A 14672-nucleotide genomic window follows, 5' to 3' on the forward strand; every position below is an offset into this window, starting at 1 on the left:
ATGAATCTGAGGACATAGAAATCTTTATTTCAAAGTTCCCTAATTTTTAGTTACTCCACAACTTTTTGTGTTGAGCCAAGATTTCTATAGGCAAGATTTCTTTTCAGTTTAATATCGATACTAACTTTACATTACCTAATCACTCCGTTATGGAATAGTTTTCCGAAATTAACCTGTTCAGTTTCTCAATTTCAATTTAGTTTTGAGGCTTCGCTTAATCTAAAAACTAAATTGGAAACAATTGGAAGCATTTCTTTTATTGGCATAGGAATTGTCCTATATACTTTTCGTATGAGTATACGTACCTAAAAGTAAATAAGGATTAAAATTATAAATAGAAGGCTGTCTTTTACTGACAGTTTGACCAAACATAAAACATGGGAAAATCAAATATATTTAGTATGGACAATTTGTCACTGCAAGATATCAATGAAGATGCGGAATTAATTCCGTTAATGACACCAGAAGATGAAGAAGAAATTGATCGCGAGGACTTGCCTCAAGAATTAGCCATACTTCCTTTAAAAAATACGGTTCTTTTTCCGGGAGTAGTGATTCCAATCACTGCGGGAAGAGATAAGTCTATTACTCTAATTAATGATGCCAATAACGGTAACAAAACAATAGGAGTAGTTTCTCAAAAGGATGGCGAAGTAGAGAATCCTGAAGCTAAAGACATTAATAAAGTTGGTGTTGTAGCCAAAATTTTAAGAGTTCTTAAAATGCCCGATGGGAATACTACCGTGATCATTCAAGGGAAAAAGAGATTTCAGATCGAAGAGATTCTTCAGGAGGAGCCTTATTTAAAAGCTAGAATTTCTTCCATTAAAGAAGAGAAACCAGCTAAGGATAATGAAGAGTTTGGTGCGATTGTGGAATCTATTAAAGACTTGTCCCTACAAATTATTAAGGACAGTCCTTCTATTCCTTCAGAAGCATCTTTTGCCATTAAGAATATAGAGAGTCCTTCCTTTTTAATCAATTTTGTTTCCTCTAATATGAGTCTTTCCGTTAAGGAAAAGCAAGAATTATTAGAAATGACCGATTTGAGAAATAGAGCCTTGTCTACCTTAAAATTTATGAATACCGAGTTTCAAAAGCTAGAGCTTAGAAACGATATTCAATCGAAGGTGCAAAGTGATATGAGTCAGCAGCAGCGGGACTATTTTCTTCATCAGCAAATGAAAACTATCCAAGAAGAACTTGGAGGGGTTTCTGCGGAAACGGAAATAGAAGAAATGCGTCAGCTTGCGAAGAAGAAAAAATGGAACACGAAGATTGCGGAACATTTTGATAAGGAACTTAAAAAAATGCAACGCATGAATCCTCAAGTGGCTGAATACTCTATTCAGCGTAATTACTTAGATTTATTTTTAGAATTGCCTTGGGACAAATTCAGTAAGGATAAATTCGATCTAAAAAGGGCTCAGAAGATATTAGATAGAGATCATTATGGGCTGGAGGAAGTAAAGCGTAGAATTATAGAATACCTTGCTGTACTCAAGTTGCGTAATGATATGAAATCGCCTATTCTTTGTTTTTACGGACCTCCAGGAGTAGGGAAAACTTCTTTGGGAAAATCTATTGCGGAAGCTTTAGGAAGAGAGTATGTTCGTATTTCGTTAGGTGGACTTAGAGACGAAGCCGAAATACGAGGTCACCGTAAGACCTATATTGGTGCTATGCCGGGACGAATTATTCAGAGTTTAAAAAAGGCAGGAACAAGTAATCCGGTTTTTGTATTGGATGAAATCGATAAATTAAGCAATAGCCATCAGGGAGATCCCTCTTCGGCGTTGTTAGAAGTATTGGATCCAGAGCAAAACTCTGAGTTTCATGATAATTTCCTAGAAATGGGATTTGATCTTTCTAAAGTAATGTTTGTTGCTACGGCAAATAGCTTGAACACCATTCAACCTGCACTTAGAGATAGAATGGAAATTATTAACATGACGGGTTATACTATTGAAGAAAAAGTAGAAATCGCTAAACGTCATTTATTACCTAAACAAATTACAGAACACGGACTAAAACCTGCTCAAATTAAATTGGGGAAATCTCAACTAACTAAAGTAGTTGAAGGTTATACTAGAGAATCTGGAGTTCGTGGGTTAGAAAAGCAAATTGCAAAAGTGGTGCGTTATGTTGCTAAGAGTATAGCGTTAGAAGAAGAATATAATATAAAAATAAGCAATGAGGATATTGTAGCGATTCTTGGTCCTGCGCGATTAGAAAGAAATAAATACGAAAATAACGAAGTTGCTGGTGTGGTAACGGGTCTTGCTTGGACACGAGTAGGAGGTGATATTTTATTTATTGAATCTATTCTTTCTAAAGGAAAAGGAAATCTTAATGTGACCGGAAATTTAGGGAAGGTGATGAAAGAGTCGGCTACGATAGCAATGGAATACATTAAATCTAATGCGGAAGAGTTTGGAATTGATCCCGATGTTTTTAGTAAGTATAATGTTCATATTCACGTACCAGAAGGAGCTACCCCAAAAGATGGACCTAGTGCTGGTATAACGATGCTGACCTCTTTAGTGTCTTTATTTACGCAACGTAAAGTGAAGAAAAGCTTGGCAATGACGGGTGAAATTACACTCCGTGGGAAGGTATTGCCTGTAGGCGGAATCAAGGAAAAAATACTTGCTGCCAAACGCGCGCATATCAAAGAAATCATTCTTTGTGAAGAGAATAAAAGAGATATTGAAGAAATTAAAGAAGATTACTTGAAAGGTTTGACTTTCCATTATGTTTCAGATATGAAAGATGTGTTGGAAAAAGGACTTACCAAGCAAAAAGTGAGCAACGCTAAAAAACTGTAACCTTCTTCTTTTTAACGCAAAAATAAAACCCCAAGATAATTCTTGGGGTTTTGCTTTTTTTAGTAAAATGGAAGCTTATTTATCTACTTTCATTTTCTCTTTGGTTACTTCTCCGTCTTCCTTCTTTACCTTATACTTTGAGTTTTCGGTCTCAATTTTCTTTTTCTCGATGTTTCCGTCTTCATCTTTTTTGATTTTAACTTCGGTTTCACCGTCTTCAATTTTTATTTTTTCACCATCGTCGCTAACATCTATATCAGCGTCTTTGCTTACTTCCACACCTTCTAAGGTTTTAGTCTCCTTATTCTCATCTCTACAACTTGTAAGAGATACACTTAAGATTGCAGCTACAGCTAGAGTTCTTACTACTTTTTTCATAATATAATAATTTTGGTTTATCCAAAACTACGTGAATAAACTGACTTATAAAAGATTTTAAGTTTTCTATAAGAGTTATTTTAAACTTTTTAGGCTTTGGTTGATGGCTTCAATTTTTGCTTCGGCATCTGCTTGCTTTTGTTTTTCTATAGCCACTACTTTCTCTGGTGCGTTGTCTACAAAGCGTTCATTAGAGAGTTTTTTCGTTACAGATTTTAAGAAACCTTGTTGGTAATTTAATTCCTCGGTGAGTTTCTTAATTTCCTCTTCTACATCAATAGCTCCTATCATAGGAATGAAATACTCATTTGATTTTACACGGTAAGACATACTATTTGCTAGTTGCTCTTCCACGTAAGTGATCTCCTCTATATTTCCTAATTTAGCGATGATGCTATCATAAGAAGTGCTTAGTTTTTCATTATTGATCACACTCATTTGAATGCTATCTTTAAAAGAGATATTTTTTTCTTTTCTGATGGTTCGAACCCCAGAAATGATTTCTTTTACCGTTTCGAAATCTTTAATAAAAGCTTCATCTGCCCAAGTTTGCTTGGGCCATGCTGCAATGATCAAGGCTTCTTCTTTATTCCTCTCGCTTATATTTTGCCAAATCTCTTCAGAAATAAAAGGAACGAAAGGGTGTAAAATCTTTAGGTTATCTTCTAAAAGCGTCACAGCACTTTGGTAGGTAGTAGCATCTATTTTTTCTCCAAAAGGAGGTTTGATCATTTCTAAAAACCAAGAACAAAAATCATCCCACACCAATTTATAGGTGGTCATTAGGGCATCGCTAATTCTATATTTGTTATAATGGTCCTCCAGTTCGGCCAAAGCTTTTTGGAACTTAGCTTGATACCAAGCGGTAGCAGTTTTGCAGTATGCTGGTTGTGGTTTGTCTTGATCTACTTCCCAGTTAAGAATAAGTCGGGAAGCATTAAAGATTTTATTTACAAACCCGCTTCCTTGTTTACATAGATCCTCTTCAAACATCAAATCGTTTCCTGCAGGCGAAGAAAGTAGCATTCCTACTCTTATTCCGTCGGCTCCGTATTTATCAATCAACATTAAAGGATCTGGAGAGTTTCCTAAAGATTTACTCATTTTACGGCGTTGCTTGTCTCTTACAATTCCAGTAAGATAAACGCTGTTAAATGGTTTTTCTCCGCGATATTCGTATCCTGCGATGATCATTCTGGCTACCCAGAAAAATAAAATTTCTGGTGCCGTTACTAAATCATTGGTAGGGTAGTAGTAATTAATTTCCGTATTATCGGGCTCTAAGATCCCGTTAAAAACACTCATAGGCCATAACCAAGAAGAGAACCAAGTATCTAAGGCATCTTCATCCTGAGTTAAATCGGCTAGGCTTAGATTGTCATTATTGGTTTTTGATTTGGCTAGACTTAAAGCTTCTTCTTTGCTTTCAGCCACCACATAATCTTCTTTCCCGTCTCCGTAGTAGTAGGCCGGAATTTGGTGTCCCCACCATAACTGACGAGAAATATTCCAATCCCGAACATTTTCCATCCAATGGCGATAGGTGTTGATAAATTTTTCAGGAACAAGAGCTACCTCTTTATCTAAGACCGCGTCTAAGGCTGGTTGCGCCAATTCTTTCATCTTTAAGAACCATTGATCGCTCAACTTAGGTTCAATAACCGCGCCGGTACGTTCGCTAGTTCCTACTTTATTAATATGGGTTTCGGTTTTGGTTAACACCTGAAGTGTTTCCAATTCCTTTACAATATCTCTACGAGCATCAAACCGATCTTTACCTTCATAATGTAAGCCGTAGCTATTTAGGCTGGCGTCATCATTAAAAATATCAATCACTTCTAATTGATGCTTATCTCCTAAATTCTTATCATTTTCATCGTGTGCCGGAGTTACTTTTAGACAACCGGTACCAAATTCTAGATCTACATACTCGTCTTCTATGATAGGAATCACACGGTTGCAAAGAGGAACAATGGCTTTTTTGCCTTTTAGGTGGGTAAAACGCTCGTCATTTGGATTAATACAAATGGCAGTATCTCCAAAAATGGTTTCGGGTCTGGTGGTAGCAATGCTTAATACGTCATCACTACCTTCAATCGCGTAATTTAAGAAATAGAGTTTTCCTTCTTTTTCTACGTGAATTACTTCCTCATCACTTAGGGTCGTTTTGGCTTTCGGATCCCAGTTCACCATTCTATACCCGCGATATACGTGTCCTTTTTGGTGAAGGTCTACAAAAACTTTAATCACCGATTTAGATAAATCCTCATCCATGGTAAATTTGGTACGTTCCCAGTCACAAGAAGCGCCTAGCTTTTTTAATTGCTCAAGAATAATACCTCCGTGTTTATGAGTCCATTCCCAAGCGTGATCTAAAAACTCTTCTCTGCTGAGATCATTTTTATTAATTCCTTCTTCTTTTAGCTTGTTCACTACTTTAGCTTCGGTAGCAATAGAAGCGTGATCTGTACCCGGTACCCAACATGCATTGTAACCTTTTAGTCTAGCTCTACGAATGAGAACATCTTGTATGGTATTATTAAGCATATGGCCCATATGCAGGACTCCTGTAACGTTAGGAGGAGGAATTACAATGGTATAAGGTTCTTTTTCGTTTACTTCTGAATGGAAATAATCGTTTTCCATCCAGTACGAATACCATTTATCTTCCGTTTCTTTAGCGTTATAGGTAGCAGCAAAAGCCATTTTGGTCTAATTTTTGAATTAAGAATACAAAAGTACTTATATAAACACTATTTTAAAAGATTATAATTTGTTAATATTATTATTTGGTTTAATTGAAAATATCTTTTAATTTGGCCGTAAATTTAAAAATTATGAAAAATCTTATTGTATGTGCAATTGCACTCTTTACTTCCATGGCCGTTAGTGCCCAAGCAGAGATTAAATTTGATCAAGAAACTGTAGATTACGGTACTATTGAATACGGAAGTGATGGCGTTAGATCTTTTACATTTACTAATGTAGGTGATGAGCCTTTAGTTATTAGTGATGTGAAGTCTACGTGTGGCTGTACAGTACCAGAAAAGCCAAAAGATCCTATTGCTCCAGGAAAAACAGGTGTGATTAAAGTAAAATATGACACCAAAAGACCAGGGCCAATTAGAAAGACCATTACCGTTTATGCGAATGTGGAGAGCTCTCAAATTCCTTTAAAGATTAAAGGATATATCAACAAAAAAGATACAAAGAGCGTCTTAGAGAAATAAACGAGACAAAAATTTTGAAAGCCCTTTTTTAAAGGGCTTTTTTTATATCCAATCGTGAAGGAATTTCTTTTATTTTTTGCAAATTTGCGTAAAAATATAATTATGCCTTCAATATCTTCCAAAGGTCTGGCGATGCCAGAATCTCCGATTAGAAAATTAGTTCCTTATGCTGATGAAGCTGCCAAAAAAGGAAAAGAAATATTTTACCTGAATATTGGCCAGCCCGATATTAAAACCCCACAAGTAGCTTTAGATGCCGTTAAGAATAATGATTTAGAAATCGTTTCTTACAGTCACTCTGCAGGTTTCTTAAGCTATCGAGAAAAACTTGCCAAGTATTATCAAAATATAGGATTGCCTATAGAGGTGGAAGATATCATTATCACTACAGGTGGTTCTGAAGCTTTATTATTTGCTATGGGAAGTGTAACCGATCCTGGGGATGAAGTTATTATTCCAGAACCTTTTTATGCTAATTATAACGGATTTGCTACTTCTGCGGGAGTAAAAGTGCTTCCGGTACAAGCAAAATTTGAGGATGGTTTCGCCTTACCTCCAGTATCTGAATTTGAGAAATTAATTACCGATAGAACTAAAGCGATTATTATTTGTAACCCAGGAAATCCTACAGGTTACTTGTATACCAAAGAGGAGATGGATCAGCTTTCTGCTTTAGCGAAAAAGTATGATTTATTTTTAATGGCCGATGAAGTGTATAGAGAATTTGCTTACGAAGGTTTAAAACACCACTCGGTGATGAACCAAGAAGGTTTAGAGGAGAACGCGATTATGATCGATTCTGTTTCTAAACGTTATAGCATGTGTGGCGCTAGAATAGGCTGTATGGTCTCTAAAAACAAGGAGTTGATTGCTACCGCGATGAAATTTGCGCAAGCAAGATTAAGTCCGCCAACCTTTGCTCAAATTGCCAGTGAAGCTGCTTTAGATACGCCGCAATCTTATTTTGATGATGTGATTGAGGAATATGTAGATCGTAGAGATACCTTGATTGAAGGATTAAGAGCTATCGACGGAGTGAAAGTAGCGAAACCAAACGGAGCTTTTTATTGTATCGCAGAATTACCTATTGCTGATGCCGATCATTTTGCAAAATGGTTGTTAGAGAGTTACGATAAAGACGGTAAAACGGTCATGGTAGCTCCGGCTGAAGGTTTTTATTCTACTCCAAAAACGGGAATGAACCAGGTGAGAATCGCTTACGTTTTAGAAAAAGAACACCTTTTGGAAGCCATAGATATATTAAAATCTGCGTTGACAACGTACAATAAGCTTGATGGAGCATCATAAAAATTTTTCTTTAAAAGATTACAATACGTTTGGTATTGATGTTTCTGCCAAGGCATTTGTTTCGGTGAGTAGTGTAGAGGAACTCAAGGAAGTTCTTCAGCAAGTCTATGCTCATGAACTATTTGTTTTGGGTGGAGGAAGCAATATTTTACTTTTAAAAAACATCGATCAAACGATTCTACATATCAACCTAAAGGGGAGAGTCCTAGAGCGGGAAGATGAAAATTATGCCTACGTACGCGCTCAGGCTGGTGAAAACTGGCATGAGTTTGTACGTTGGTGTATTGCTCATAATTTTGGAGGTTTAGAAAACCTATCTTTAATTCCTGGGAATGTAGGGACGAGTCCTATTCAAAATATAGGGGCTTATGGGGTAGAACTCAAAGATTCTTTTGTGAGTTGTGAGGCAATCCATAAGCAAACTTTACAAACCAAAATCTTTACTAAGGAGGAGTGTCATTTTGGGTATCGAAACTCTACTTTCAAGAATGAGAATAAAGATAAGTTTATTATTACGAGTGTCTTATTCCGGTTAACAAAAAAACAGCACCAATTACATACCGGTTATGGTGCTATTTTAGCTGAATTGGAAAAAGAAAACGTTGATAACCCAAGTATTGAAGATGTTTCTGATGCGGTGATTGCTATTCGACAATCCAAACTTCCTAACCCCAAAGAATTAGGGAACAGCGGAAGTTTCTTTAAAAATCCTATTATTCCTAAGCTTGCTTTTGATAAGCTAGTGGAGAAATTTCCGGAGATGCCTTCCTATCCTGTTTCAACAAATGAAATAAAAATTCCTGCGGGTTGGTTAATAGAAAAGACGGGGTTTAAGGGGTGTAGAAGAGAAGATGCTGGTGTACATAAAAATCAAGCTTTAGTACTTGTAAATTATGGTAAAGCAACGGGAGAAGATATTTACAGGCTTGCTCAAGAAATACAAAAGAAGATTTGGGATGTTTTTGATATTCATCTAGAGATGGAAGTTAATGTAATTAAATAAAAAAAAGCAGGTTTTGAATTTTCAAAACCTGCTTTTATCTTTCGTAGCTTACTAATTATTTTCTCATCAATACCGCATCAATAGAATGTACGTACCCATTAGATCCTTTCATATCTGCACCAGTAATGTGTGCTTTGTTTCCTTTGGCATCGGTTAGTACTACTTTTCCATCTTCGATGGTAGCATCTATTTTGCCGTCATTGGCTGTTACCAAAGTATATTTGTTGTTTTCGCTAGATTTGATCAAATCCATCAATTTTGAAGAATCTACAGCACCAGGAATAATATGGTAACTTAATACATCTTCTAATTTTTCCTTATTATCTGGTTTCATTAAACCTTCAACGCTTCCTTTAGGAAGCTTATTAAAAGCATCGTTGGTTGGAGCCAAAACAGTAAAAGGTCCTTCAGACTCTAATTTAGCAACCATTCCGGCCCCTTGTAGAGCAGATACTAGAGTGGTGTGTTTTTCAGAATTCATCGTGACTTGCGATAAATTCATTTCGGTGGTTTCAGTTTCCTTGTCTGCATCTGTAGTTGCATCGTCATTGTTCATGTCGTCTGCATCCATAGTATCATCCATTTCAACTTCATCCATGTCCTTCTTATTCTCCTTTTTCTCGTCTTGACAAGAAGTAAAAGTAAAAATAGACATTAAAGCTAATAGTACTAATTTGTTCAATTTCATAATTATGATTTTTTAGTTGAATATGGAGCTAAGGTATATGTTTAACAAGTATGTATATTTTTTAATCCCCTAAACTTTAGTTAAATAGTGTAAATTTTTTATTAAATAAATGAAGAGCTTTTCTTTGAGCTCGTAATGTTGTATTTTTGTAGTATGAAATTACTTATATTAACAATCGTATTGTTGGCAATCGCCTTCGCGGGAATTGCTATTAAAATTTGGGCAAAAAAAGATGGAGAGTTCGCAGGAACTTGTGCCAGCCAAAGTCCTTTCCTTAATAAAGGAGGAGAGCCTTGTGGTTTTTGTGGTAAAATGCCAGATGAAGCCGAATGTGGTAAAGAAGAAAACTCATAAGTATAAAGATTAATGTTGCAAATTCTATTCATTGCCTTTCTGTGCATTGCAGCGATTAACTTTTTATATTTTTTTTTCTTCGGAATCTTTTTGTTCTCCAAAAAGAAAAAAGTTACTGAGCCAAATCAAAATTGTATCCCCGTTTCTTTGGTTATCTGTGCAAAGAACGAAGCTTCGTCTTTAAGGGAAAATCTACCTTTATTTTTAAACCAATCCTATCCTAATTTTGAGCTTATTTTAGTAAACGATACTTCCTCTGATGAGACTTTAGAAGTGATGGAAGAGTTTCAGAAAAAAGATGCTAGAGTTAAAATTGTTAATGTTCAAAATAATGAACGCTTTTGGGGGAACAAGAAGTATGCACTTACCTTAGGAATAAAAAAAGCTATTCATTCTCATTTAATTTTCACTCAAGTCGATTGTAAGCCAGAAACCAACGAGTGGTTATCACTAATGGCTTCTCAGTTTAGTGTCACCAAAGAATTGGTGTTGGGCTACGGTACTTATGACACCATAAAGAACTCTTTTCTCAATAAAATGATACGCTACGATAGTTTGCTAACAGCTACTCAGTATTTTTCTTATGCCTATTGGGGTTCTGCTTATATGGGCGTAGGGAGAAATTTGGCGTATACCACTTCACTTTTTTATAAGCACAACGGCTTTGTGCCTCATATGGATATTTTATCAGGAGCCGATGATTTATTTGTAAACGCAGCAGCTAACTCAAAAAATGTAGCTTTGGTATTAGAGAAAGAAGGTTTTACGAAGACTGAGCCTACAACGAATTGGAAGGAGTGGTACCTAGAAAAAAGAAGTCAAATTGCTACTGCGAAAAACTATAAATCTAAGGATAGATTTCTTTTAGGTCTTTATTTTACAAGTCAGATTTTATTTTGGTTTCTGGGAGCAGTAATATTAATTGCTGATTTTAGTTTTATATATTGGGTTGCAGCACTTGTTCTTTTTAAAATTATTCTTCAGTATGTAGTGATAGGAAAAGCAACAAAGACTTTAAATGAAAAAGGTCTATTGTGGCTTTTGCCTGTACAAGAAATAGTGTTGCTTGGGACACAATTAAGTGTCTTTGTCCATAATGCCATCTCAAAACCCATACATTGGAAGTAATCATTTGACAGAAATCGAAGAACATATCGCTAAAGCTAAAGTCGGGAATCAAATTTCTTTCCTCTTTTTATTAGACTTTTTTTGGAACGATGTATATAGGTTTCAGCTAAAGAAAACCAATAATGAGTACGAGGCAGAAGAAATTACCATACAAACCTTTAGTCGGGCGTTTGATAAAATTGCCACTTATAATGAAGAGTATAAGTTTAAAACTTGGTTGATCACCATTTCAAAAAACATTCATATCGATTCTAAAAGAGTGAAGTCACTACCTACTATGCGCGTAGACAAGTCACTTGAAAAGAATATCGTAGATGAGACTCCTTCCGTAGAAGATCAATTAATTACCGAGCAAAATTTAATCAGCTTACTGTTTCATATCAAACAACTAAAACCTCATTATCAAGAAGTGATACGCTATCGTTTTTTTGAAGAGATGTCCTACAAAGAAATTGCTGAAGCTCTAGACGAGCCTATTAATAACATCAAAGTGAGGCTTTTGCGCGCTAAAAAATTATTGGCAGAAAGCATTCAAGAACGCGAATAAAGCTTCCCGGTGGTTTAAACCCTTCCAGAGGGTTTTATTGCTCGAGACCGCCTAGAATTTTAAAATATTTTCCTATTCATACCTTGTGAGCCTGTCTAACGACAAAGGCAGACTTGCCGCGAGGTTCTTGATTCTTAAAAAGCAATCAATAAGAAGCGATTTACATTTCTTTTAGATTCAAATTTCTTTATCTTTGTGGTATAAATTTACATCTATGTCTGTTGAAACTCTAGTAAAAGAGAACACAAAACGAACGCCAAAACCTAAATGGTTACGTGTAAAATTGCCTACTGGTAAAAAGTATACCAACCTTAGAAAATTGGTAGATAAGTATGACTTACATACCATTTGTACTTCGGGAAGTTGTCCTAATATGGGCGAATGTTGGAGTGAGGGTACGGCTACCTTTATGATTTTAGGAAATGTGTGTACGCGTAGTTGCGGATTTTGCGGAGTTAAAACCGGTCGTCCAGAAAACGTTGATTGGGATGAGCCCGAAAAAGTGGCGCGCTCCATTAAGTTGATGGAAATTAAACATGCAGTGGTGACCAGTGTAGATCGAGACGATTTAAAAGATATGGGTTCTATCATTTGGCAAGAAACCGTAAAGGCTATTCGAAGAATGAACCCTAATACGACCTTAGAAACTCTTATTCCAGATTTTCAAGGAGTAGAAAAAAATATAGATCGCATTATTGCGGTCAAGCCAGAAGTGGTTTCACATAATATGGAAACGGTAAAACGTCTTACTAGAGAAGTACGTATACAAGCGAAATACGATAGAAGCTTAGCCGTATTAAAGTATTTAAAAGACCAAGGAATAGAAAGAACCAAGTCGGGGATTATGTTGGGTCTTGGGGAGCGAGAAGAGGAAGTAATCCAAACGCTTAAAGATTTGAGAAGTGTAGGTTTAGATATTGTTACCATAGGACAATACCTTCAGCCTAGTAAAAAACATTTACCGGTACAGCAGTTTATCACTCCAGATCAATTTAAAAAATATGAAGAAATTGGTTTAGAGTTAGGCTTTAGACACGTAGAAAGCGGCGCCTTGGTTCGTTCTTCTTATAAAGCTCAAAAGCACTTAACTTAAGCCTAAACTAAAAAATGGCGCATAAAATTAAAATCGGGATTAATGGTTTTGGAAGAATAGGGAGAGGCCTTTTTAGAATTCTATTGAAGCATCCTAACATCGAGGTCGTGGCTATAAATGATTTAGCCGATGCCAAAACTTTGTCGCACTTGCTTAAATACGACAGTATTCACGGAGTTTTACCTGCGGAAGTAAGCCATAAAAGCGATACTATTTTAGTAGATAAGAAAGCTTATAAGCTTCTTAATGCCACAAAGCCTAAAGATATTTCTTGGCCACAAGAGGTAGAGCTCGTAATAGAATCTACCGGTAAGTTTAAAAAACGATCAGAGTTAGAAAGACATCTTAAAAATAATGTAGAACACGTTATTCTTTCGGTGCCACCTATAGACGATGATATAAAAACAATTGTTTTTGGCGTTAATGACCATTTAATTTCGAAAGACGATCGTATAATTTCCAACGCAAGTTGCACCACCAATAATGCAGCTCCCATGCTTAAAGTGGTTCACGATGCTTTTCAAGTTGAGCAAGCGTATATTACAACCGTGCATTCTTATACTTCAGATCAAAGCTTGCATGACCAGCCTCACCGAGACTTACGAAGAGCTCGTGCGGCAGCGCAATCTATTATTCCTACCACCACGGGAGCAGCAAAAGCACTGACAAAAATATTTCCAGATTTAGCCTCGGTAATTGGAGGATGCGGAATTCGAGTTCCTGTGCCTAATGGTTCCTTAACGGACATGACTTTAAATGTAAAGCATAAAACTTCTATAGAAGAGATTAACCAGCTTTTTAAAATTGCTTCGGAAAGTCATTTTAAAGGGGTGTTAGAATATACAGAAGATCCTATTGTCTCGATAGACATTATAGGAAGTCCTTATTCTTGTACTTTTGACGCTCAAATGACTTCTGTCATCGACGGACATTTGGTGAAGTTAATAGGCTGGTACGATAATGAATATGGGTATAGTCATAGAATTATTGACATGATTTTAGCATTGAGGAGTTAAAATTTAATTTCTGAAATTCTCATTCTTATAAATCACAATTCATTTCACAATAAGTAAGCTGTGATTTGATAGTTTAAACTTTCCCAGCAAAACGTATAATTTCCTGATCAAACTCTTCTTTAGCATCTAAAAACACTGTTTTAATAGGAAGATAAAACAGTTTCTCTGGCGGGAAATAATCTTTTAGTCGCATAAAATCTTTTTCGGTAGTGACCAAAAGCGATTCTTTTCTTAAGGTTTCTAATTCCTTTTCGGTAAATAAATGATGATCTGGATAGGAGAAATGCTTCGCGTCCAATCCGTTTTCTTTTAAATGATTTACGAGCGGTTTTGGTTTGGCAATTCCGGTAACGAGATTAAACTCTTTCATCAACTGAATAGGGATTTGCTGCACGCCATTGGTAAAATAATCCTCGTAATAAATGCCAGTAAAAAATAGCTTTTGATGTGCTTTAATGGCCAGAGATTTGCTGATTTTGTTCTTTTCTTCTTCAGAAATAGTTAGAGGACATTTGGTTACAATAACCACATCGGCGCGATTGGCACCAAAAGCAGGCTCTCTTAAATTTCCTGCGGGTAAAATCATGTCTTTGGGGTACAGCTCATGGTAAGCGGTAAGCAAGATAGAAAACCCCGCTTTTACCTTTCTATGTTGGTAAGCATCGTCTAAAAGAATCACTTCAGGAGGGGTTTCTAAGCTTCTTAATGCTTTAATTCCGTTTTGTCTGTCTTCATCTACCGCGACCAAGACTTCGGGGAATTTACGCTTAAATTGAAGAGGTTCATCTCCCACCTCCTTAGCTTCATTCTTAACGTCTAACAGTAAAAAACCTTTTGTTTTTCTTTTGTAGCCTCGGCTTAAAGTACCCACTTGGTAGTTAGGTTTCAGCAAATCTATGAGGTATTCAATCATAGGAGATTTTCCCGTACCTCCCATACTTAAATTCCCTACCGTAATGACTGGGAAATCGTAAGAAGCCGATGCTAAAATTCCCCAATCAAAAAACTTGTTGCGTAAGCCTACAATAATTCCGTAAAGAATAGAAAAAGGAAAGAGTAATTTTCTTAGTATTTGCATAAGACGAAGGTATAATTTTTA

The 14672-nt window shown here is 36.1% G+C and carries 13 protein-coding genes; 9 read left to right on the forward strand and 4 right to left on the reverse strand.

The genetic code is table 11. The features are described from left to right. Nucleotides 1–377: 377 nt before the first annotated feature. Complete coding sequence (lon, locus tag RBU60_RS04815; RefSeq protein WP_308863554.1) at nt 378–2828, forward strand: endopeptidase La; 2451 nt, start codon at nt 378–380, stop codon at nt 2826–2828. A 75-nt stretch (nt 2829–2903) separates the two neighbouring features. On the opposite strand, the gene RBU60_RS04820 is transcribed toward lon, so the two are convergent. Beyond that, complete coding sequence (locus RBU60_RS04820; RefSeq protein ID WP_308863555.1) at nt 2904–3206, reverse strand: hypothetical protein; 303 nt, start codon at nt 3204–3206, stop codon at nt 2904–2906. Between the two features lie 75 nt (nt 3207–3281). Next, on the reverse strand, nt 3282–5912 hold the full coding sequence (locus tag RBU60_RS04825) for a valine--tRNA ligase (protein WP_308863556.1): 2631 nt from the start codon (nt 5910–5912) through the stop codon (nt 3282–3284). Between the two features lie 131 nt (nt 5913–6043). On the opposite strand from RBU60_RS04825, the gene RBU60_RS04830 reads away from it, so the two are divergent. From RBU60_RS04830 to murB, 3 genes are all read left to right on the forward strand, one after another. Beyond that, on the forward strand, nt 6044–6436 hold the full coding sequence (locus RBU60_RS04830; protein WP_308863557.1) for a DUF1573 domain-containing protein: 393 nt from the start codon (nt 6044–6046) through the stop codon (nt 6434–6436). Between the two features lie 102 nt (nt 6437–6538). After that, the gene (locus RBU60_RS04835) at nt 6539–7744 is read left to right on the forward strand and encodes a pyridoxal phosphate-dependent aminotransferase (RefSeq protein ID WP_308863558.1); all 1206 of its coding nucleotides are present in this window, start codon (nt 6539–6541) and stop codon (nt 7742–7744) included. Further along, nucleotides 7731–8747: a UDP-N-acetylmuramate dehydrogenase gene (gene murB, locus RBU60_RS04840; RefSeq protein ID WP_308863559.1), complete on the forward strand. Its 1017-nt coding sequence runs from the start codon at nt 7731–7733 to the stop codon at nt 8745–8747. The genes RBU60_RS04835 and murB overlap by 14 nt, the downstream gene beginning before the upstream one ends. Nucleotides 8748–8802: 55 nt before the next feature. On the opposite strand, the gene RBU60_RS04845 is transcribed toward murB, so the two are convergent. Continuing rightward, on the reverse strand, nt 8803–9435 hold the full coding sequence (locus RBU60_RS04845; protein ID WP_308863560.1) for a fasciclin domain-containing protein: 633 nt from the start codon (nt 9433–9435) through the stop codon (nt 8803–8805). A 153-nt stretch (nt 9436–9588) separates the two neighbouring features. On the opposite strand from RBU60_RS04845, the gene RBU60_RS04850 reads away from it, so the two are divergent. The 5 genes from RBU60_RS04850 to gap all read left to right on the forward strand — a co-directional run bounded on the left by RBU60_RS04850 (nt 9589) and on the right by gap (nt 13573). Further along, nucleotides 9589–9789: a membrane or secreted protein gene (locus RBU60_RS04850; protein WP_308863561.1), complete on the forward strand. Its 201-nt coding sequence runs from the start codon at nt 9589–9591 to the stop codon at nt 9787–9789. Between the two features lie 147 nt (nt 9790–9936). Continuing rightward, the gene (locus tag RBU60_RS04855; protein WP_308863562.1) at nt 9937–10917 is read left to right on the forward strand and encodes a glycosyltransferase; all 981 of its coding nucleotides are present in this window, start codon (nt 9937–9939) and stop codon (nt 10915–10917) included. After that, the gene (locus RBU60_RS04860) at nt 10886–11464 is read left to right on the forward strand and encodes an RNA polymerase sigma factor (RefSeq protein ID WP_308863563.1); all 579 of its coding nucleotides are present in this window, start codon (nt 10886–10888) and stop codon (nt 11462–11464) included. Before RBU60_RS04855 ends, RBU60_RS04860 begins: the two co-directional genes overlap by 32 nt. Before the next feature lie 214 nt (nt 11465–11678). Then, a complete protein-coding gene (gene lipA / locus RBU60_RS04865) occupies nt 11679–12557 on the forward strand; it encodes a lipoyl synthase (protein ID WP_308863564.1) in 879 nt (292 codons plus the stop codon). Between the two features lie 14 nt (nt 12558–12571). Next, a complete protein-coding gene (gene gap, locus RBU60_RS04870; RefSeq protein ID WP_308863565.1) occupies nt 12572–13573 on the forward strand; it encodes a type I glyceraldehyde-3-phosphate dehydrogenase in 1002 nt (333 codons plus the stop codon). Nucleotides 13574–13646: 73 nt separating this feature from the next. Here the strand turns inward: gap and lpxK are convergent, their stop codons facing one another. Continuing rightward, nucleotides 13647–14651: a tetraacyldisaccharide 4'-kinase gene (lpxK, locus tag RBU60_RS04875; protein ID WP_308863566.1), complete on the reverse strand. Its 1005-nt coding sequence runs from the start codon at nt 14649–14651 to the stop codon at nt 13647–13649. Nucleotides 14652–14672 lie beyond the last annotated feature (21 nt).

Origin of the sequence: Mesonia profundi (assembly GCF_031085155.1) — a bacterium.
Classification (GTDB): domain Bacteria; phylum Bacteroidota; class Bacteroidia; order Flavobacteriales; family Flavobacteriaceae; genus Mesonia; species Mesonia profundi.